At 63.4% G+C, this 20,096-nt stretch carries 21 protein-coding genes; 11 read left to right on the forward strand and 10 right to left on the reverse strand.

Going from position 1 to position 20,096, the window contains the following annotated elements:
* Positions 1–128: 128 nt before the first annotated feature.
* Positions 129–1,061 carry a M23 family metallopeptidase gene (locus tag NCS03_RS15195; protein WP_502801522.1) on the reverse strand — a complete coding sequence of 311 codons (933 nt, stop codon included), beginning with the start codon at positions 1,059–1,061 and terminating at the stop codon, positions 129–131.
* A gap of 221 nt (positions 1,062–1,282) precedes the next feature.
* Here NCS03_RS15195 and NCS03_RS15200 point away from each other — a divergent pair, with 221 nt between their 5' ends.
* The gene (locus tag NCS03_RS15200; RefSeq protein ID WP_175983081.1) at positions 1,283–2,734 is read left to right on the forward strand and encodes an aldehyde dehydrogenase family protein; all 1,452 of its coding nucleotides are present in this window, start codon (positions 1,283–1,285) and stop codon (positions 2,732–2,734) included.
* 85 nt (positions 2,735–2,819) lie between these two features.
* On the opposite strand, the gene NCS03_RS15205 is transcribed toward NCS03_RS15200, so the two are convergent.
* The 3 genes from NCS03_RS15205 to NCS03_RS15215 form a co-directional block, all read right to left on the reverse strand.
* Positions 2,820–3,158 (reverse strand): hypothetical protein, encoded by a 339-nt coding sequence (locus NCS03_RS15205; RefSeq protein WP_008353905.1) that lies wholly within the window; start codon positions 3,156–3,158, stop codon positions 2,820–2,822.
* Positions 3,159–3,255: 97 nt separating this feature from the next.
* Positions 3,256–4,200: a LysR family transcriptional regulator gene (locus NCS03_RS15210; RefSeq protein ID WP_033536098.1), complete on the reverse strand. Its 945-nt coding sequence runs from the start codon at positions 4,198–4,200 to the stop codon at positions 3,256–3,258.
* Positions 4,201–4,251: 51 nt separating this feature from the next.
* Positions 4,252–4,557, reverse strand: coding sequence for a hypothetical protein (locus NCS03_RS15215; protein ID WP_250481838.1), 306 nt, complete (start codon positions 4,555–4,557; stop codon positions 4,252–4,254).
* Between the two features lie 120 nt (positions 4,558–4,677).
* Between NCS03_RS15215 and oxlT the strand changes: the two genes are divergently transcribed.
* The 5 genes from oxlT (at position 4,678) to NCS03_RS15240 (ending at position 9,180) form a co-directional block, all read left to right on the forward strand.
* Positions 4,678–6,009, forward strand: coding sequence for an oxalate/formate MFS antiporter (gene oxlT / locus NCS03_RS15220; protein ID WP_008353903.1), 1,332 nt, complete (start codon positions 4,678–4,680; stop codon positions 6,007–6,009).
* The gene (locus NCS03_RS15225; protein ID WP_008353902.1) at positions 6,006–6,941 is read left to right on the forward strand and encodes a LysR family transcriptional regulator; all 936 of its coding nucleotides are present in this window, start codon (positions 6,006–6,008) and stop codon (positions 6,939–6,941) included. Before oxlT ends, NCS03_RS15225 begins: the two co-directional genes overlap by 4 nt.
* A 157-nt stretch (positions 6,942–7,098) precedes the next feature.
* Complete coding sequence (locus tag NCS03_RS15230; protein ID WP_250529353.1) at positions 7,099–8,112, forward strand: 2-dehydropantoate 2-reductase; 1,014 nt, start codon at positions 7,099–7,101, stop codon at positions 8,110–8,112.
* A 113-nt stretch (positions 8,113–8,225) separates the two neighbouring features.
* On the forward strand, positions 8,226–8,447 hold the full coding sequence (locus tag NCS03_RS15235) for a hypothetical protein (RefSeq protein ID WP_051079075.1): 222 nt from the start codon (positions 8,226–8,228) through the stop codon (positions 8,445–8,447).
* Positions 8,437–9,180 (forward strand): GntR family transcriptional regulator, encoded by a 744-nt coding sequence (locus tag NCS03_RS15240; RefSeq protein WP_008353900.1) that lies wholly within the window; start codon positions 8,437–8,439, stop codon positions 9,178–9,180. The genes NCS03_RS15235 and NCS03_RS15240 overlap by 11 nt, the downstream gene beginning before the upstream one ends.
* Positions 9,181–9,234: 54 nt before the next feature.
* Here the strand turns inward: NCS03_RS15240 and NCS03_RS15245 are convergent, their stop codons facing one another.
* From NCS03_RS15245 to sucC, 3 genes are all read right to left on the reverse strand, one after another.
* On the reverse strand, positions 9,235–9,432 hold the full coding sequence (locus tag NCS03_RS15245; RefSeq protein ID WP_250481840.1) for a hypothetical protein: 198 nt from the start codon (positions 9,430–9,432) through the stop codon (positions 9,235–9,237).
* A gap of 90 nt (positions 9,433–9,522) precedes the next feature.
* A complete protein-coding gene (gene sucD / locus NCS03_RS15250) occupies positions 9,523–10,395 on the reverse strand; it encodes a succinate--CoA ligase subunit alpha (protein WP_008353897.1) in 873 nt (290 codons plus the stop codon).
* Positions 10,392–11,594 (reverse strand): ADP-forming succinate--CoA ligase subunit beta, encoded by a 1,203-nt coding sequence (gene sucC / locus NCS03_RS15255; protein ID WP_175983078.1) that lies wholly within the window; start codon positions 11,592–11,594, stop codon positions 10,392–10,394. Before sucC ends, sucD begins: the two co-directional genes overlap by 4 nt.
* 411 nt (positions 11,595–12,005) lie before the next feature.
* Between sucC and frc the strand changes: the two genes are divergently transcribed.
* The 4 genes from frc (at position 12,006) to NCS03_RS15275 (ending at position 17,069) form a co-directional block, all read left to right on the forward strand.
* Positions 12,006–13,268 (forward strand): formyl-CoA transferase, encoded by a 1,263-nt coding sequence (gene frc / locus NCS03_RS15260; protein ID WP_008353895.1) that lies wholly within the window; start codon positions 12,006–12,008, stop codon positions 13,266–13,268.
* 81 nt (positions 13,269–13,349) lie between these two features.
* On the forward strand, positions 13,350–15,557 hold the full coding sequence (locus tag NCS03_RS15265; protein WP_250529354.1) for an acetate--CoA ligase family protein: 2,208 nt from the start codon (positions 13,350–13,352) through the stop codon (positions 15,555–15,557).
* Between the two features lie 64 nt (positions 15,558–15,621).
* The gene (locus NCS03_RS15270) at positions 15,622–16,410 is read left to right on the forward strand and encodes a fumarylacetoacetate hydrolase family protein (RefSeq protein ID WP_250435532.1); all 789 of its coding nucleotides are present in this window, start codon (positions 15,622–15,624) and stop codon (positions 16,408–16,410) included.
* Positions 16,407–17,069, forward strand: a complete 663-nt coding sequence (locus NCS03_RS15275; protein ID WP_250435534.1) for a hypothetical protein — start codon at positions 16,407–16,409, stop codon at positions 17,067–17,069. The genes NCS03_RS15270 and NCS03_RS15275 overlap by 4 nt, the downstream gene beginning before the upstream one ends.
* 57 nt (positions 17,070–17,126) lie before the next feature.
* Here the strand turns inward: NCS03_RS15275 and NCS03_RS15280 are convergent, their stop codons facing one another.
* The 3 genes from NCS03_RS15280 to NCS03_RS15290 all read right to left on the reverse strand — a co-directional run bounded on the left by NCS03_RS15280 (position 17,127) and on the right by NCS03_RS15290 (position 19,334).
* Entirely contained in the window at positions 17,127–17,381 is a 255-nt protein-coding gene (locus tag NCS03_RS15280; protein WP_008353889.1) for a CsbD family protein, read from the reverse strand.
* Positions 17,382–17,466: 85 nt separating this feature from the next.
* Positions 17,467–17,823, reverse strand: coding sequence for a response regulator (locus NCS03_RS15285; protein ID WP_008353888.1), 357 nt, complete (start codon positions 17,821–17,823; stop codon positions 17,467–17,469).
* Positions 17,820–19,334, reverse strand: coding sequence for an ATPase domain-containing protein (locus NCS03_RS15290; protein ID WP_250529355.1), 1,515 nt, complete (start codon positions 19,332–19,334; stop codon positions 17,820–17,822). The genes NCS03_RS15285 and NCS03_RS15290 overlap by 4 nt, the downstream gene beginning before the upstream one ends.
* A gap of 246 nt (positions 19,335–19,580) precedes the next feature.
* Here NCS03_RS15290 and NCS03_RS15295 point away from each other — a divergent pair, with 246 nt between their 5' ends.
* Entirely contained in the window at positions 19,581–20,012 is a 432-nt protein-coding gene (locus NCS03_RS15295; RefSeq protein WP_175983075.1) for a hypothetical protein, read from the forward strand.
* Positions 20,013–20,096: the final 84 nt, after the last annotated feature.

Genomic DNA, 20,096 nt, shown 5'->3' on the forward strand with positions numbered 1-20,096 from the left:
AACACGGCGACCGACGCGCTCACAAGCGCCAAAGCGAGCGCAAGTTCGCTCTCGACGAGCGCCGGCGGGTTGCTTTCAAATTGAACGTGTCGGAATGGTTCACCCGGCGGACCAATTCTTACCTCGTCTCACGCATGCGAGTCGCCCGCAAACAGCGCGAGATATCCTTCCGGGTCGACCGGCTTCCCGCCCACACGCACCTCGAAATGTAGATGCGGTCCCGTGGATCGACCCGTCGAGCCCACCTCGGCGATAGTCTCGCGCGGCTCGACCTGCTGTCCGACGCGCACTTCGATCTTCGAAGCGTGAGCGTATCGCGTGATAAAGCCGTTGCCGTGATCGATCTCGACCGTATTGCCATAGCCCGGCATCGGTCCGGCGTGGATCACGCGGCCGCCGGCGGCCGCGAGAATCGGCGTACCTGTCGGGGCGACCAGATCCACGCCCGGGTGGAAACTCAGGTGACGATTGAACGGATCCAGACGGTTCCCGAACGATGAACTCGTTCGTCCGAACGCGAGCGGACGACGCCCCGGAAAGGCTTCCCACGCCGCCTCGTGGTGCGCCGCGTCTTGTTCGAGCGCGTCAAGCGTCGTCGCCAGGCAGTCGAGTTCGTTGCTTCGGTTTCGCGGCTCCGGTCGCGCGTCGGCGGCCTGGCAAGGGCGGGGCGGAAGCTCTGGGCCGCCCGCTGCGTCGCTGGAGGCCGCGCGCACCGAGGCCACTGCGCTGGTCGCCGTGGCGCGCGGCGGTTTTGCGCGCAAGCGTTGATCGAACCCACTGAGCGTGTCCAACTGCGCAGCGAGCCGCTCCACGCGCGCATCGAGCGCGGCGTTCGACGCCTTCAGACGCGCGAGCTCATCGGCGTTGTAAGGGGCTCGGGCGTATCGGACGGCGGCGGGCTCCTGCGCACGCCGCATCTGAACGTCATACTGGCCCAGCGCGAGACCGCCTGCCAGCGCCAGCACCGCCACCGAGCAGGCAGTACCAACGATGGCGCGCAGCGCGCCTCGCCGCATCACGATGTAAAGATCGTTTTTCGAGCGCGAGATGACTGACACCACCCTTATCTCCCTGCAATCAGTGCGAGTTTTGAGATGGTAGGAGCGCGCCGGATCTCGGCCTATCGGACGAATCAGAGAAATTTGGGACAAGAGTCGATTCCGCGGTCTGCGCTATATCCGCTCATACATTCCGCCCTATATAAACAATAAAAATGTTTTGCTTTCATAGATGGTTCTTCTCCCTCAACATGAAGTGATCCGAAAAAGCACTGGAGCGAGACATGGAAAGCACCGCGGATTTGAAGCGCTATGAATTGCTGATCAATGGCGAGTTCGTCCCGCCGAGCGGAGGCGACTACTCGACGAACCTCGATCCTTCGAACGAGAATCCGATCGCCCACGTCGCGCAAGGCACATCCGCCGATGTCGACCGCGCGGTGCAGGCGGCGCGCGCCGCGCTCAAGCCGTGGAATGCGATCCGCGCCGCCGAACGCGGCCGAATCCTGATGAAGCTTGCCGATCTCCTGCGCGAAAATCAGGAAGAACTCGCGGCGCTCGAAAGTCTCGATGCCGGCAAGCCGATCTCCGGTGTACAACGCCAGGACGTGCCCGCCGCCATCGATACGCTCGCCTACTATGCCGGCTGGTGCGACAAGATCAACGGCCAGGTCGTGCCCGCACGCCCCGACGCGCTGACCTACACCGTGCGCGAGCCGGTCGGCGTCGTCGCGGCGATCGTGCCGTGGAATTTCCCGCTGATGATCGGCATGTGGAAGATCGCGCCCGCGCTCGCGTGCGGCTGCACGCTGATCGTTAAGCCGGCCGAAATCACGCCGCTTTCGGCGCTGATGGTCGGGCGGCTCGCGCTGGAAGCCGGCGTGCCGCCGGGCGTGCTCAACATCGTGACCGGCAAGGGCTCGGTCGTCGGCGATTCCCTCGTCGCGCATCCGGGCGTCGACAAGGTGACGTTCACCGGCTCGCCGTCCGTCGGGCGCGGCATTCTGCAGGGCGCGGCGGGCAACTTCAAGCGCGTCACGCTCGAACTAGGCGGCAAGTCCGCCAACGTGATCTTCGCGGATGCGAACATCGACGGCGCCGTGCGCGCGGCCGCATCGGGCATCTTCTTCAACGCGGGGCAAGTCTGCTCGGCGGGCTCGCGCATTCTCGCGCAGCGCGCCGTCTACGACGAAGTCGTCGAGCGCCTCGCCCAGCGCGCGCAGACGATCAAGCTCGGCGATCCGTCCAAACGCGAAACCAACATGGGCCCGCTCATTTCCGCCAAGCAGATGAAGAGCGTGCTCGACTACGTGGACATCGGCACGGGCGAGGGCGCCTCGCTCGTGACAGGCGGCAAGCGCGCGGGCGAACGCGGCTATTTCGTGGAGCCGACGGTGTTCGCCAACGTCGAGCACGAGATGCGCATCTCGCAGGAAGAGATTTTCGGGCCGGTCGCGAGCGTGATCCCCTTCGACGACGAAGCCGACGCGCTGCGCATCGCCAACGGCACCGCGTACAGTCTCGCAGCGGGCGTCTGGAGCGCGGATATCGGCCGCGTGCATCGCATGGCCGCGGAATTGAAAGCGGGCACGGTCTGGGTCAATACCTACGGTTTCACGGACGTGCGCCTGCCGTGGGGCGGCGGCGGCGACTCGGGCTTCGGCCGCGAACATGGCGACGTCGCCATCGAGAATTTCACCGAGCCGAAGGCGGTCTGGGTGGCGCTGACGCCTTGACGGAATGAACGCCGCGGCCAACCGCGGCGAAAGGGAAACGGGCGGTCCGACTCATCGAACCGCCCGTTTGGATCGGAAAGACCCGTCAGACGCGCGCCGTTTCCTCGTTGCGCGCCCGCCAGAGCCGCGCCCGCTGCGTGCTGTCTTCATATTGGACCGTGTTTTGCCGGCAGGCTTCGATTGTCGAATTCTTGCGCTCGACGATCGCCTGGCAAAGAAACTCGGCGCTGTAGGCCGTCAGCAAATGCGGGGAATGGGTTGCGATGTACTGTGCGATCTTCCCGTAATCGCTATCCGCCGATGCCAGCGCGCGATACGTCTGCACATCCCAGCGGAACATCAGGTCGAGTTCTTCGAAAGCCGTGTTGAACGCGCAGACTTGCGCCTGAAGTTCGCGGTCATCGTCGTGCGTTGCATGGATCATGATCGTCTCCTGTATGGCCGTGGGGCTTGAATGCAGGATAGAAAAGTCGATCCATATACGATAGTTAAAGTTTTTTCGCTTATCTATTCAGAAAGAATTATGCGTTCGGTTTGCCCGTCTTCGCGACGATTTGCGTGATCGCTTCGATCTGCGCTGCGCCTTCTTCGATCAGAAACTGCTTGAACGCAAGCGCCACCGGCGGTAGCCGCTTGTTGTTCCGATGCACGACGAACCAGTTGAGCATCACGGGAAAGCCCTCGATATCGAGCACCGCCAGCTTTCCGACCTGCAATTCCATGCTGATCGTGTGCGCGGACAAGAAGCTCAGGCCCATGCCGGCGATCACCGCCTGCTTGATCGTCTCCGTGCTGGTGATTTCCATCGCGACGTTAAGGTTCGGCAGCCGTCCGCCGAATCCTTCTTCCATCGAATTCCAGGTGTCGGACCCACGCTCGCGCACGATGAACGGTTCGTCGGCGAGCGCTTCGAGCGGCAAGTTCCTCCGTCCGACGAGCGGATGATCCGGCGGCGCGACGATCACGTACGGATGGGGCGCGAATGAGACGTTCACCGTGTCCATATCGCGCGGGGGGCGGACCATCACGGCGAGATCGGTGAGATTGTCGGACAGCTGATGCAGCAGTTCCTCGCGATTGTGTACCGCGAGATTGAGCCGGACATCGGTATTGCGCTGCGTGAACGCGGCGAGCAAGCGGGGGAAAAAGTAATCGCCGGCGCTGATCACCGCGACGTTGAGCGTGCCGCCCGCGATGCCTTTGAGTCGGGCCATCGCATCGTCGGCTTCGCGGAATTGCTCCAGAATCGCGCGGCTGTAGTGAAGCATTTCATTTCCGGCCGGCGTCAGATAGATTTTCTTGCCGAGCTGCTCGAACAGCGGTAGCCCGGCATGCTCCTCCAGTTGCTTCACCTGCGTCGAAACAGCCGGCTGCGTAAGGTAGAGCTCTTCAGCGGCGCGCGAGAAACTCAGTCGACGGGCGACGGTCTCGAAGATCTTGAGTTGACGCAGGGTGGCGTTGCGCAGCACAGCAATCCCTCATCCATTAACGATCACTAATTTATACAATAATTTTTTCTAACTTTCCTTAATCGTTTTTCTCCCCCACGATGCTTTCACGGCCGCGAAAGTTGTAAGGCGGACGGTTGCGCCAAGAACGAACGGCCACGCCAGACCCCAGGCATCGGCCAGTTTGCCGCAAAGCAACACGAGCACACTCGCAGCATGGAAGCCTGCAAAGGCTGCATAACCCATCCGGACTTTATTGGGAATCGCTTTGAAATGATTCTTCGATCGCCTGAAGCGGATGTTTGCCGGATGTGCGAATCGATCGCCCACCTCAAAACGCGCGACATGCGCAATACCCGTGACCGGCGGCCTCACGCCCATGCCGCCTGGACCGAGCATTTCCCCTGACCGACCGCTCGCCGCCGACGCACCGCGCCGGCTTCTCGCAGCACATCAAGCGCCGTACGAGCGCTAAGACAGATAACGGAGACAGACATGGCAAGCGCAGACACGGTTGTGTCCGGGCAATCGCACGGGCGTCACCACAACAGATGGATCCAGCTCGCAGTCGGCATCGTATGCATGGGGCTGGTCGCCAACCTCCAGTACGCATGGACTCTTTTCGTCGTTCCGATGGATGCGAAGCACCATTGGGGTCAAGCGGCGATTCAAACCGCCTTCACCATCTTCATCGTCACTGAAACGTGGCTCGTGCCCGTCGAGGGCTGGCTCGTCGATAAATTCGGACCGCGCCCGGTCGTGATGGGCGGCGCACTTTGCGCCGCCATCGGCTGGATGATCGACGCCCACGCCACCACGCTCACGCATCTGTACATCGCCGCCGTGGTCGCAGGTATCGGCGCCGGTTGCGTGTATGGCACCTGCGTCGGCACGGCGCTCAAGTGGTTCCCGGACAAGCGCGGTCTCGCGGCGGGCCTGACCGCAGCTGGCTTCGGCGCGGGCGCGGCTGTCACGGTGATTCCGATCTCGAACATGATCCAGAGCTCAGGCTACGAGCACGCGTTCATGTTCTTCGGCATCCTGCAGGGCGCGTGCATCTTCGTGCTCGCGCTGATGCTCGTGCGGCCGAATCCGCCGAAAGGCATCGTGCCGGCCAAGCGCATCGTGTCGACGAAGATCGACTACACGACAGGACAGATGGTGCGCTCGCCGCTCTTCTGGGTGCTGTATCTGATGTTCGTGTTCGTCGCGGCGGGCGGCGTGATCGCGACCGCGCAGTTCGGGCCGATCGCGAAGGAATACGGCTTCGCCAAGATGCCGGTGAATCTCCTCGGCGTAACGCTGCCGCTGCTCGCGATGACGCTGTCCATCGACAATCTGTGCAACGGCTTCACGCGTCCGCTGTGCGGCTTCATCTCGGACAAGATCGGCCGCGAAAACACGATGTTCATCATCTTTCTCGGTGAAGGCGTCGCGCTGCTCGGGCTGATGGAGTTCGGCCACAATCCGTATCTCTTCATGCTGTTCGCGGCGATGACGTTCCTCTGCTGGGGCGAAATCTTCTCGATCTTCCCGGCGACCTGCGCGGACACCTTCGGCAGCAAGTACGCCGCCGCCAACGCGGGCACGCTCTACACCGCGAAAGGCACGGCGTCGATGCTGGTGCCGCTCGCTTCGGTGCTCGCGTCGATCGGGTCGTGGAACGCGGTGTTCATCACGGCGGCGGTGACGTCGATCGCGGCGGGACTGTGCGCGAAATTCGTTCTCGCGCCGATGCGAAAGCGCTGGATCGAAAACACGCTCACGGAAGAGTCGTCGGCCGAATCGTCGATCAACGCGTCGTTACGGACCGGCTCGATTCAATGAAACAGGGCACGCCGACGTTGAGCGTATCGCTGCATCAACTGAGGCTTTTCGTCACCCTCGCGCGGCATCGCAGCTTCACGCGCGCGGGCGACGATCTCGGCATCACCCAATCGGCGGTGAGCCGCAGCATTCGCGAACTCGAAGATGAAATCGCGCTGCGGCTCTTCGATCGCACGACGCGTCAGGTCGCGCTCACCGAAACCGGACGCAAGCTGCTCGCCCGCATTGCGCCGCTCGTCGAGGAACTGGAAGCGACTCTGCGGCCGCGCGCGCAAGAGGGCGGCGAGCCGGGCGTCGTCAATCTCGCGAGCAGTTGCGCTCTCACGGCGAGCGTTTTGCCCGCGATGCTCGCATCGTGTCGCGAACGTCTGCCGGAAGTCACGATCATCGTGATGGATCGGCCGCAAAATGCCGTGCTGCAACTCGTGCGTTCGGGCGAGGCGGAACTGGGCGTCGCGATCGCGCCCGACAATCTCGACGAACTCGCCGCCGAGCCTCTTTTCGCCGATGGACTTGCTGCCGTCGTCAGCGCGTCGCATCGACTGAGCGCGGCGGCGGGCATCGACTGGCAGCAGTTGCGCGGCACGCCGCTTCTCCTGCTCGACGATGACACCGGCAGCCTGGGCGCCATCGAGGCTGCGCTCGCGCTGCACGGCGTCGCGGGCGCGGTGCGCCAGAAATTCACGCAAGCTGCCGCGGTTGCGCGCATGGCGGAAGCCGGCCTCGGCGTCGGTATCCTGCCGATGCACGCGCGCGCTGCCATCGACTGCGCGCAGACGCGCATCATCCCGCTCGTGCCGGACACGTCGCGCACGATCATGCTCGTACGGCGCAAGAGCCGCGCGCTGCGCTCGAGCGCGGCGAACGTCTGGTCACACATCGTCGCATCCTCGTCGCATACTTTCATCTCGGGTCAGGCCGTCGAGGTCTGACCGACTTCTTGCCGCTGAAGGAAGCCCGCCGCGCATCTCGCGCATGCGGGTTTTCGCTCGTCTGCGAGCGCACGATTCGCCTTGTCCTGTCTGCACTCGGAATGTAGTATCTTGTATATCAGAGAGATATAAAGCTACAACCCTCAGGAGACGAACCATGAAGATCTGCGTGTACGGCGCCGGAGCGATCGGCGGCTATATGGGCGCGCAACTGGCGCGAGCGGGTGCGGACGTCAGTTTCGTCGCGCGCGGGCCGCATCTCGCGGCGATGCAGGCGAACGGCGTCAAGCTCCGGATCGATGGCGAGGAGCACACCGTCAAGGTGCGCTGCACGAACAATCCCGCCGAACTCGGCCCGCAGGATTACGTGATCGTCGCGCTGAAGGCGCATTCGATTCCGGGCGTCGTCGATCTGATTCCGCCGCTGCTCGGCCCGGAAACCGCGATCGTCACGGCCGTCAACGGTCTGCCTTACTGGTATTTCTACAAACACGGCGGCGAGCTCGAAGGCACGAAACTGCAGAGCGTCGATCCTGGCGGCCGCCAGTGGGACGTGTTCGGTCCGGAACGCGCGATCGGCTGCGTGCTGCTGCCGGCGGCGGAAATCGCGGAGCCGGGCGTCATCGAACATCACTACGGCAAGAAATTTCCCATCGGCGAGCCGAGCGGCGAAATCTCGCCGCGTCTGCAGGCGCTGCACGACATGATGGCGAAGGCGGATATGGAAGCGCCGATGCGCGACAACATCCGCGATGAAATCTGGCTGAAGCTCTGGGGCAATCTGTGCTTCAACCCGATCAGCGCGTTGACCGGCGCGACGCTCGACGTGCTCACGAGCGATCCCGGCACGCGCGCGCTCTCGAAGGCGATGATGCTGGAGGCGAAGGCGATCGGCGACAGGATCGGCGTGAATTTCCGCGTCGACGTCGAGCGGCGCATCAACGGCGCCGGCGCGGTCGGCGCGCACAAGACGTCGATGCTGATGGACTGCGAGGCCGGACGCCCGATGGAAATCGATCCGCTGATGACGGTCGTGCAGGAAATCGGCCGCCTCGTGCACGTCGAAACGCCGATGCTCGATGCCGTTCTCGCATTGATCAAGCTGCGCGAAGGCGTGAATCAGGGCACGGCGAAGCCGCTGCCGCTCCCGCAATCTCAAAAAGCCGCCTAAACTGCAGACGAAGGCACCAGCGTTGTTTCTGATATACAAGATGCAAAATACTTGCGTGCTGTTGCGATGCAGCATATACTGAGGGCTCTTGAGTGATTCAACTGGAGCCTGAAATGAGCATCGCCCTGCTGGTTGTTGTCGGATTCGCGCTGGTTGCCGTTGGTGTAGGTGTTACGTTTATGATTGCGTCGGCCGTGCCGCAAAGCATGCTGCAGCGCGCACAGGATCACGGTCGCTTCGCCGGTCTCGCGGCGGATGACCAGAACGGCGGTTCGGGCAAGCGTGTCGACGCTCGCCGTCCGCACTTGGGAAATCAAGCCATCAATGCCATCTGATACTCAATCCGTAGATAGTCCGGAAGTTCGCCCCGATGTACGTCCGCCCGGGCTGACGCTTTCGCTGGAGCCGATCAATGCCACGGTTTCGCTGCGCGATCAGGCGTACGCGAAGCTGCGGCAGGCGATCGCCGAGGCGGACATCTATCGTTCGCGGGAAGAAATCCGTCTCGACGAGAAAGAACTGACCGAAGCGCTCGGCGTGTCCCGCACGCCGATTCGCGAGGCCATGACGCTGCTCGAGCAGGAAGGTTTTCTGCGCACGGTGCCGCGCCGCGGCGTCTATATCTTGCGCAAGACCAAGCGCGAGATCGTCGAGATGATTCACATGTGGGCGGCGCTGGAAAGCATGGCGGCGCGCCTCGCGACGCAGCGCGCGACGGACGAGGAAATCGCCCATCTGCGCCACATGTTCGACAATTTCCGCGACTCGACGCCCGCCGAGCATATCGACGAGTATTCGGAAGCGAATATCGCGTTCCATTCGGCGATCGTGCGGCTGTCGAAGTCGGAAATCATCTTCGACACGATCAAGAACATCTTCGTGCACGTCCGCGCGATCCGTAAGATGACGATCTCGCAGAGCGATCGGGCGTCGCGCTCGATCGTCGATCACATGCGGATCATCGAGGCGCTGGAGAAGCGCGACACGGAGCTGGTCGAGCGGCTCGTGAAGCAGCATTCGCTCGATCTGGCGGCGTTCGTCGAGGCGAATTGCGACTTTCTGGACTGATGACGGATTGAGTTGGAAAGCAAAAAACCGCATGGTGTTCGCCGTGCGGTTTTTTTATTTCGTCGTTGATCGAAACGGTGATGCGCGAAGCGGATAGTCGTCGCTCGGCAGCGCGCCGCGCGTCTCGACCGGCACAAAGCCGGGCGCATGACTCGGAGACGGCGCGACGGCTTGCGATGTCGCGAACGACAGGGCAGTGACCTGGCCGATGCGCAAGGCCACCGCCATCGCAGAGTCGAGGTAGACGAACATGGCGCGGAAAAAAGGCGCAAGTCTATCGATGCTGCCCTTTCTCAGCAATAGCGCGCGCCCTTGCTCGGCCCGCGCCGGTTGCCCGCGTGCCTAACGCATCGCGTGCAGCATCGTTTCGCCGAGCGCGGCCGGCGAATCGGCGACGTGAATGCCCGCCGATTTCATCGCGTCGATCTTCGCGCTGGCCGTGCCCGATCCGCCCGAGATGATCGCGCCCGCGTGACCCATGCGGCGTCCCGGCGGCGCGGTCGTTCCGGCGATGAAACCGACCACTGGCTTCGTCGTCTTCGCGTCCTTGAGAAACTGCGCGGCTTCTTCCTCCGCCGATCCGCCGATCTCGCCGATCATGATGATGCCCTCGGTCGCATCGTCCTCCAGAAAGAGCGACAGGCAATCGATGAAGTTCGTCCCGTTCACCGGATCGCCGCCGATACCGATGCACGTCGTCTGCCCGAGGCCGGCCGCGGTCGTCTGCGCGACGGCCTCATAGGTCAGCGTGCCCGAACGCGATACGACGCCGATCTTCCCCGGCCGGTGAATATGCCCCGGCATGATGCCGATCTTGCACTGCCCCGGCGTGATGACGCCCGGACAGTTCGGCCCGACGAGCCGGCTCGACGAACCGCTCAACGCGCGCTTCACGCGCAGCATGTCGAGCACCGGAATGCCTTCCGTGATGCAGACGATGAACGGCACCTGCGCGTCGATGGCTTCGAGAATCGCATCGGCGGCGAAGGGCGGCGGCACATAGATGACGGAGGCGTCGGCGCCCGTTTTCGCGACGGCATCGGCGACGGTGTCGAACACGGGCAAGTCCAAATGCGTCGTGCCGCCTTTGCCCGGCGTCACGCCGCCGACCATGCGCGTGCCGTACGCGATCGCCTGTTCGGAATGAAACGTGCCTTGCGCGCCGGTGAAGCCCTGGCAGATGACCTTCGTATCTTTATTGATGAGAACGCTCATTGGGCCACTCCTTGAGCGACGGCGCTGACGATCTTGTCGGCGGCATCGGCGAGATTTTCGGCGGGGATGATGGTGAGACCGGACGTGCGCAGAATCTCGCGGCCCGCATCGACATTCGTGCCTGCGAGGCGCACGACGAGCGGCACGCTCAGATCGATCTCGCGCGCGGCCGCGACGACGCCTTGCGCGATCACGTCGCAGCGCATGATGCCGCCGAAGATGTTGACGAGAATGCCCTGCACCTTCGGGTCGCGCAGGATCAGCTTGAACGCGGTCGCGACGCGCTCCTGGGTCGCGCCGCCGCCGACGTCGAGAAAGTTCGCCGGCTCGCCGCCGTAGAGCTTGATGATGTCCATCGTGGCCATCGCGAGGCCCGCGCCGTTCACCATGCAGCCGATATTGCCGTCGAGCTTGACGTAGTTCAGACCGTGCTTCGCCGCTTCGATTTCGGCGGGATCTTCCTCGTCCTCGTCGCGCAGTTTCTCGATGTCGGGATGGCGATACAGCGCGTTGTCGTCGAAATTGAGCTTCGCGTCGAGCGCCATCACGTCGCCGGAGCCGGTCACGACGAGCGGATTCACTTCCACGATCGACGCATCCAGATCGACGAACGCCTGATACAGCGCCGTGATGAACTTCGACGCAGCCTTGATCTGATTGCCGGTGAGCCCGAGTCCGAACGCGATCTGGCGCGTGTGAAAGGGCTGAAGCCCGGTCGCCGGATCGATCGCGACCTTGAGAATTTTTTCCGGCGTGCGATGCGCGACTTCCTCGATCTCCATGCCGCCTTCCGTCGACGCCATGATCGTGATGCGCGAGTTGGCGCGATCGACCAGCATGCCGAGATACAGCTCGCGCGCGATATCGCAGCCTTCTTCGACGTAGAGCCGCTTCACTTCCTTGCCCGCCGGCCCCGTCTGCTTGGTCACGAGCACGGACGCGAGCATCTTCTGCGCGTTCTCGCGCACTTCGTCGACCGACTTCACCACGCGCACGCCGCCTTTTCCGTCCGGATCGTTGGCGAAGCGCCCGGCGCCGCGGCCGCCCGCGTGAATCTGCGACTTCACGACCCAGACGGGTCCGGGCAGCGCGCGCGCCGCATCGGCGGCCTCCGTCGCGGAAAAGGCGACGCGGCCCTCCGGAACCGCGACGCCGTACTTTCGCAGCAGCGCCTTCGCCTGATATTCGTGGATGTTCATCTCGTCTCCTGATGTCCTCTGATGGGAATGAGCGAGCCGGGCAACAGCGTCGTCGGCGCGCTGAAATACTGTATATCAGATTTCACCACGCGCAAAAACTTTCGTTTGCGGGCTTTTGCAGCGTTAAACGAGTGCTTAACGGGCCGAGGCGGACGACGGTGATTGATGCACTGCAGAATTAAAAATCGGTCGAGTGTTGCTCACAGCGGCGTTCAAGGGATCGTGCGCTGCATCACAGGGTTTTCATCGATCGGCGGACGGTTGACTAATACTGTGTGTGGAATATTGTATATCACAGGAGGCGGGTCGCTTTGCGGTCCGACGGTCTACGCGCTCCGGGCACGACGGCGCGGGACGATGTACAAATAATCGTGAATCTATAAACGTCGAAAGAGAGTGGGAGACAAAGCCATGACGGTGAACACATCTGGCAAGGCGCTGGACGGCGTGCGAATCCTGGACTTCACGCACGTTCAGTCGGGACCGACCTGCACGCAGTTGCTCGCGTGGTTCGGCGCCGACGTCATCAAGGTCGAGCGCGCGGGTTCGGGCGACATCACGCGGGAGCAGTTGCGCGATATTCCCGACGCCGACAGCCTCTACTTCACGATGCTCAACCACAACAAGCGCTCGATCACCATCGACACGAAGAATCCGGAAGGCAAGAAGGTGCTCGAGACGCTCGTGAAGAAGTGCGACGTGCTCGTCGAGAACTTCGCCCCGGGCGCGCTCGATCGCATGGGCTTTACGTGGGAGCGCATCCAGGAACTGAATCCGCGGATGATCGTCGCGTCGGTGAAGGGCTTCGGCCCGGGACCGTACGAAGATTGCAAGGTGTATGAGAACGTCGCGCAGTGCGCGGGCGGCGCGGCGTCGACGACCGGTTTCGAAGACGGTCCGCCGACCGTCACCGGCGCGCAGATCGGCGATTCGGGCACGGGCCTGCATCTGGCGCTCGGCATCGTCACGGCGCTGTATCAGCGCAACACGAGCGGACGTGGTCAGAAAGTGCTCGCCGCGATGCAGGATGGCGTGCTCAATCTCTGCCGCGTGAAATTGCGCGACCAGCAGCGCCTCGAACGCACTGGCGTGATGAAGGAGTACCCGCAATATCCGAACGGCACGTTCGGCGAAGCCGTGCCGCGCGCGGGCAACGCATCGGGCGGCGGCCAGCCGGGCTGGATTCTCAAGTGCAAGGGCTGGGAGACCGATCCGAACGCGTACATCTACTTCATCACGCAGGCGCCGGTCTGGGGCGAAATCTGCAAGGTGATCGGCAAGGAGGAATGGATCGATCATCCGGATTACAAGACGCCGAACGCGCGCCTGCCGCATCTGAAGCAGATTTTCGAGGAAATCGAGCGCTGGACGATGTCGAAGACCAAGTTCCAGGCGATGGAAATCCTCAACAAGCACGACATACCGTGCGGCCCGATCCTGTCGATGAAGGAAATCGCCGAAGAGCCGTCGCTGCGCAAGACGGGAACGGTCGTCGAAGTCGATCATCCGGTGCGCGGGAAGTATCTGACGGTCGGCAATCCGATCAAATTGTCCGACAGTCCGACCGAAGTCGTGCGCTCGCCGCTGCTCGGCGAACACACCGACGAAGTCATGGCCGAACTCGGCTACACGCCGGATCAGATCGCCACGCTGAAGAGCCTCGGCGCGATCTGAGCACATTGCCTTGCACTGACGTCCGCCTTCGAAAGAGGGCGGCGCAGGCCCCTGCACGCCCCTATAACGGAGACGCACCAAATGAACAGCACGGTTGCCCAGGACCGCGGCGAAGCAGCCAATTCATCCACGCACGCGGCGGCGGTCGTTCCGCTCCACGCGCCCGACGCGAAACGCCGCGTCGCGGAAGTGTTCGCCCGAGTGAAGGCGGAAGGCCGCACGTCGCTGACCGCGCCGGAAGGCAAACTCGTCTGCGATGCATACGGCATCGCGGTGCCGCAGGAAGGCGTCGCGAAATCGGCGGACGATGCCGCGAAGCTCGCGTCGTTCATCGGCTTTCCGGTGGTGCTGAAGATCGTTTCGCCGGAAATCCTGCACAAGACCGAAGCGGGCGGCGTGCTCGTCAACCTGAAGAATGAAGCCGATGTGCGTGCCGGTTTCGACACGATCATCTCGAACGCGAAGAAGTACGACCCGAAGGCGACGCTTGTCGGCGTGCAGGTTCAGCAGATGGTCGGCGCGGGGCAGGAAGTCATCATCGGCGCGGTGACGGACCCGTCGTTCGGCAAGCTGATCGCGTTCGGTCTCGGCGGCGTGCTCGTCGAAGTGCTGAAGGACGTGACGTTCCGGCTCGCGCCCGTCACGCGCGAAGAAGCCGCATCGATGCTCGACGGCATTCAGGCCGCAGAAGTGCTGCGCGGCGTGCGCGGCGCCGAACCGGTACATCGCGAGGCGCTGATTACCCTGATCGAGCGCGTGTCGCGTCTCGTCGACGATTTCCCGCAAATCTCCGAGATGGACCTGAATCCGGTGTTCGCGAGCCCGAACGGCGCGGTCGCGGCGGACGTGCGCATCGTGATGGATTTCGCGCCCGCCGAACCGCGCTATCGGCCGACGCAAGAGCAGATCGTCGCGCAGATGAACCGCATCATGAAGCCGGATGCGGTCGCGGTGATCGGCGCGTCGAACGAGGACGGCAAGATCGGCAATTCGGTGATGAAGAACCTCATCAACGGCGGCTATCAGGGCACGATCTATCCGATTCACCCGAAAGCCGACGAGATCATGGGCCGCAAGGCGTACAAGAGCGTGAAGGACGTGCCCGGCGTGATCGATGTCGCCGTGTTCGCGATTCCCGCGAAGTTCGTGGCTCAGGCGCTCGTCGAAGTCGGCGAGAAGAAGATTCCGGGCGCGGTGCTGATTCCGTCGGGCTTCGCGGAAACGGGCAATCACGAAGGTCAGGAAGAGATCGTCAAAATCGCGCGGCAATACGACATCCGCATGATGGGCCCGAACATCTACGGCTTCTACTACACGCCGAAGAATCTTTGCGCGACGTTCTGCACGCCGTACGACGTGAAAGGCAAGGCGGCGCTGTCGTCGCAGTCGGGCGGCATCGGCATGGCCATCATCGGGTTCTCGCGTTCGGCGAAGATGGGCGTTTCCGCGATCGTCGGTCTCGGCAACAAGAGCGATATCGACGAAGACGATCTGCTCACGTTCTTCGAGCAGGACGACAACACCGAAATCATCGCGCAGCATTGCGAGGATCTGAAGGACGGCCGTGCGTTCGCCGAAGCCGCAAAGCGCGTGTCGAAGAAGAAGCCGGTCGTCGTGCTGAAAGCGGGGCGCACGGGCCTCGGCGCGCGCGCGGCCAGCTCGCATACGGGCGCGCTCGCGGGCAACGACAAGATCTACGAAGACGTCTTCGAGCAATGCGGCGTGATCCGCGCGCGGTCGCTGCGCGATCTGCTCGAGTTCGCGCGCGGCATTCCGAAGCTGCCGACGCCCAAAGGGGAGAACACGGTCATCATCACGGGCGCGGGCGGCTCGGGCGTGCTCTTGTCGGACGCATGCGTCGACAACGGCCTCTCGCTGATGGCGATGCCCGACGATCTCGATGCCGCGTTCCGCAAGTTCATCCCGCCGTTCGGCGCGGCCGGAAATCCCGTCGACATCACCGGGGGCGAGCCGCCGTCGACGTACAAGAACACGATCCGCCTCGGGCTCGAGGACGATCGCATCCATTCGATCATCCTCGGCTACTGGCACACGATCATCACGCCGCCGATGGTCTTCGCGAAACTCGTCATCGAAGTGAAGGAGGAGATGAAGGCGCTCGGCATCGAGAAGCCGATCGTGGCGTCGCTCGCGGGCGACGTGCAAGTGGAAGAAGCCGCGGAATACCTGTACGAGCATGGCGTGCCGGCCTACGCTTATTCGACGGAACTGCCCGTTGCCGTGCTCGGCGCGAAGTACAAGTGGGCGCGCGGCGCAGGTTTGATCTGAGGTTTGGAGGAGGGGACAGGGGCGCGGACCACGTATGTCCGCGCCCTTTATAAGGGAGACACACTTGACACACTGGATTCGTTTTCGCGATGCCGGCGGCAGCATCGGTTTCGGTACGCTCGATCAGCATTCTGGCCGCGTCGTGCAGCACGACGGCGCGATGTTCGACAATCCGCGCCCGACCGACATGTCGTTCGCCGTCGACGACCTGACGCTGCTCGCGCCCTGTCAGCCGAGCAAGGTCATCGCGCTGTGGAACAACTATTACGCGCTGTCGCAGAAGCTCGACAAGGCGCCGCCGCAGCATCCGCTCTTTCTCATCAAGCCGCCGATGTCGGTGATCGGGCCGGGCGAGTCGATCCGCCGGCCGAAGAGCTATCACGGCAAGATCGCGTACGAGGGCGAACTCGGCATCGTGATCGGCAAGACGGTGAGCGGGGCGTCCGTGGAGGAAGCCGAAAGCGCGATCTTCGGCTATACGTGCGTGAACGACGTCACCGCGATCGAGCTGCTGCAGGAAGATCCCAACTTCGCGCAATGGTGCCGCTCGAAGGGCTTCGACACGTTCACCTGCCTCGGGCCGGCGATCGTCACGACGGGCAACGGCTTCGACTGGCGCACGGCGAGCGTCGTCACGACACTCGAAGGCGTCGAGCGCCAGAACTATCCGCTCGACGACATGATTTTCTCGCCCGCCGAGCAAGTGAGCATGCTGTCGCAAGACATGACGCTCGTTCCCGGCGACGTGATCGCGTGCGGCACCTCTATCGGCGTCGGCTCGATCAAGGACGGCGCGCGCGTGGATGTGTCGATCGCCGGAATCGGCACGCTGTCGAACGTGCTCGAAGCATGATCGCGGATGGACTCGCGGGCGCGCTCTGCGTGCTCGCGGCGCTGTCGGCGGGTTCGTCGATGCGTGCGTCGCGCGGAAGGCGGGAAACGGGCGCGCTCCTTGCCGCCGCGTGCTTCGCGAGCGGCGCATCGGGCGGAACCGCGCTCGTGCTTGCGCTGGTCGCGGGATTCATCGGGTATCGATCCGCGCGTGCGACGCCGGGTGTATCGGCGCAATCGCTCTTCGCGACGATGGCGTTCGTCGCGTGGGCGCTGCCGGGCCCGGACAGCGCGTATGCGGTGCTGGCGGGCGGCGCGCTGGCGGCATTGGCTTGCGTCGTCGTTCGCCGGCACACGAACGGAGCAAGCGCGAACCTTCAATCGATGCATCTCGCCTGCGCAGGCGCATGCGCGGCGTTCGCCTATGTGCTCGGCGTTCAGTCGGACGTGATTTCCGTTATCGCGATGCTCGCGCTCATCGGCGCGCACTTGTCGCTCGCGATGGGCGGCAACGCGGCCGCGCCGGTCGCATACGCGATGAGCGCGGCGGCGGCTGGCGGACTTGCGCTCGCGGCAGCGATCGGCGGTTCGCATGGCGCGCTCGTCGTGGCGGCAGTCGCGATCGCCGTCGGCTGCACGCGGTCGGCGACGCTCGTCGGCATCGTGCGCGAGACGCCATGAAACGACAAAGCCGGCGCAACCTTCGCGCCGGCTTTGCATCGCGATGCCCGAGACACATCAGCGATCGCGATTCCACAACGCGCCGAGCACGAAGCCGACGGCCGCCGCGATCAGCACGCCCTGAATCGGCTGGCTCGCGACCGCGAGACGCACGTTGTCGACGGTCTGACCATAACTTTGCTGCAAGTTGCCGTAAGCCTGCCGCACCTTGCCTTCGGCTTGCGTGCCTTCATCGCCCGTCAGTGCGCCGACTGCGTCCTGCACTTTGCCGACGACCTTCTGTGCCGCGCCTTCCACTTGATCCTGCACCATGGTGCCTCCCTTCGGTTGAGCGGTTTCTCGTAAATCCGGATTCGCCGGAACGCTCATCAGCAGCACGCAGCGTGCCCGGGCCAATTCAGGCCGAACCGATCAGTCCCTTCACGGCGTCGATCAAATCGTCGATAGAAAGCGGCTTGCGGCGAAACTGCGCATGCGGATGCTCGAGCGCCGGCGCATGCGCCGCCGCGCTCATGAGGATCACCGGCACGCGTGCGAGGGCGTCGCTCGCGGCCAGTTGACGGATCAGTTCGACGCCGTCCATGTGCGGCATCATCCAGTCGGTGATGACGAGGGCGGGCGGATTCGAGCGCGCCGCGTCGAGCGCGGTCCGTCCGTTGGACGCGGTCGAAACTTCGTAGCCCTCCATTTCGAGCACGAGGCGCCACGTGGTCAGAATGTCGAATTCATCGTCGACGACGAGGATCTTCTTCATGCGCGCGCGCCGGGGTCCGACACAGACAGCGCGGGCGCGGCGATCGACGGGTGTCCGGACAAGATACCCGTCGAGCCAATGAAGCCTTCGCTGATATGCAGGCCGCGCGAGTCGATCGTGAGACGGCGGATCGCCGAATCGTGCGGGCCTTCGCGCTGCTTGACGATCGACACCATGCGATACAGCGAGGAATTCGCCTCGACATAACGCATGAGCACGATGTTCTCGGTCATCGCGGACGCGCGCAACGTCGTGGGCTGCACCGAATCGCCGTAGAGCGGCATTTCCTCGGTGAGCAGGGTCGTCACGCCCGCGTCGCGCAGACGGTGCGTGAGCGCGTTGAGGAAGAGGCCGAAACGCTCCGTGCGGTTCGCGGACTGAAAAAAGCCGTCGATGCCGTCGACCACGAGCCGCGACGCATTCGTGTTCCGCACCGCGGTCATCAGTTCGACGGCGAGCTCGTCGATTGCGAGTTCGACAGCCGGATGCCAGCGGATCGCGAGACGTCCGTCCTGCACGGCCGGCGCGAGATCGATGCCGACCGACAACGCTTTGGCGAGAAGCCGCTCGGGCGATTCGTAGAGGCCGAAGTAGACGCAGCGCTCGCCGCGTTCGACGCCCGCCTGCAGGAACTTCAGCGACAGCAGCGTCTTGCCGATGCCCGATGGCCCGACGAGCGTCGTCGTCGAGCCGCGCACGATGCCGCCGCCGAGCATCTGGTCGAAATCGGGAAAGCCGAAGCTCAACTTGTTCTTGAAGTCCGGCGCGCCGTCATCGTTCGCGGGCGACGCCTCGATGCGCGGAAAGGTCACGAGACCGTTCTCCGTGATCTTGAAGAAGTGCTTGCCGAGCAGATGATCGCGGGCGCGCAGCTTGTGGACTTCGATTTCGCGGGCACGCCGCATGCCGGTGTTGTAGCGGTTCAGTTCGATGAGCCCGTCGACGAGCGTGTGCTCCGGATGCGGCTCGTTGCCCGAAAGCGGCGCGAGGATCAGCGTCGTGCAGCGCGCGGCGCTCACGAACGCCGAAAGCTCGTGGATGAACTGCGAGAGTTCGAGTTCCGTCGAGCTGAATTCGCGCGCGCTGCGAAAGCCGTCGATGACCATGAAACGCGGCCGGCTCGTCTTGATCGTCGCCGCAATCAGCGCGAGAAAGCCGGACAGGCCGTCGCGCATCAGTTCGTGATAACCGGAGACGAAGAGCATCCGGTCGGAGATGGCGTCGGCGTTGTAGAACGACAGTCCGCGAAGATGAGACAAAAGCTTGGTGTGCGATTCGGCGATCAGCGTGATGTACAGGACCATGTCGCCCTGCGCGACGCGATGAAAGCCGATCTGCGATGAAAGAATCGTCTTGCCCGCGCCCGCCATGCCTTCGATCAGATACAGGCCGCCCTCGACGAACCCGCCGCCCAGGATGTCATCCAGGCCCGCGACGCCCGTCGTCACGTTGCCGTCGTTGGCCGCGTGTTGCCGGGGTTGAGCGGTGGAGTGCTTGTTGTCTTGGTTCATGGGATTTTCTTTTTTACTCGGCGTACCGGCTTTTTTGAGAAGGCGAATTATGGCTGACTATTGGCAAGCCGTGCTGGAAGCCATACCGCTCATGCCCGCCGTCGCGCCTTTGCGTGCGCGGTTTGGGCGGCCACGCGCCTTTGCGTCGTCGCTGCGGCCTTTTGAAGCGAGCCCGCCGGGGCCGCGCGCGGGCGAATGCATCATGCACGCATTTTCTGCGCCCGAGCGTTTTGCGGATGGGAGCGATTGCCCGCCAACAGGAATTCTTTGAGAACTGTCTCATGGGCACTCGGAGCAGCGGGTGATGAAATGACGAACGTCTTACAGGGGCGCCGTGTTTTCTCCCGCCGCTTCACTCCGGCGCTCGCGCGCCTTCATTGCCTTCATCTCGCCATGCACCGTTCGCACTCGATTCCGGGCGCTCTTGCGCTCGCCGCCAGCTTTTTTGTTCTTTTTGCCGCGACAGCTTCGGCCGCCGCGCCGCACGCCACCGAAAGCCTGCCCGACGCGCGCATTCTCTCGGCCGCGCCTTTCGTTTTCCACGGCGACCGCCATATTTTTTCGCGCATGTCCGTGGAGCCGTCCGATTCGCGCATCTTCATGCCGGTCGAAACGATCCGCAACCTGAGCGAGCCGCGTTTGTCGCAAGTAAGTTTCAAGCGCACATCGACCATTTAAAGACGCACGGATTAACGGCGTTCGAATGAAGTATTGAGTCGTCTGGAATCGATTGCCTTGCCGCGCCATAATTCTTTCCGGGCG

The organism is Caballeronia sp. ATUFL_F1_KS4A (assembly GCF_023630905.1).
GTDB lineage: Bacteria > Pseudomonadota > Gammaproteobacteria > Burkholderiales > Burkholderiaceae > Caballeronia > Caballeronia zhejiangensis.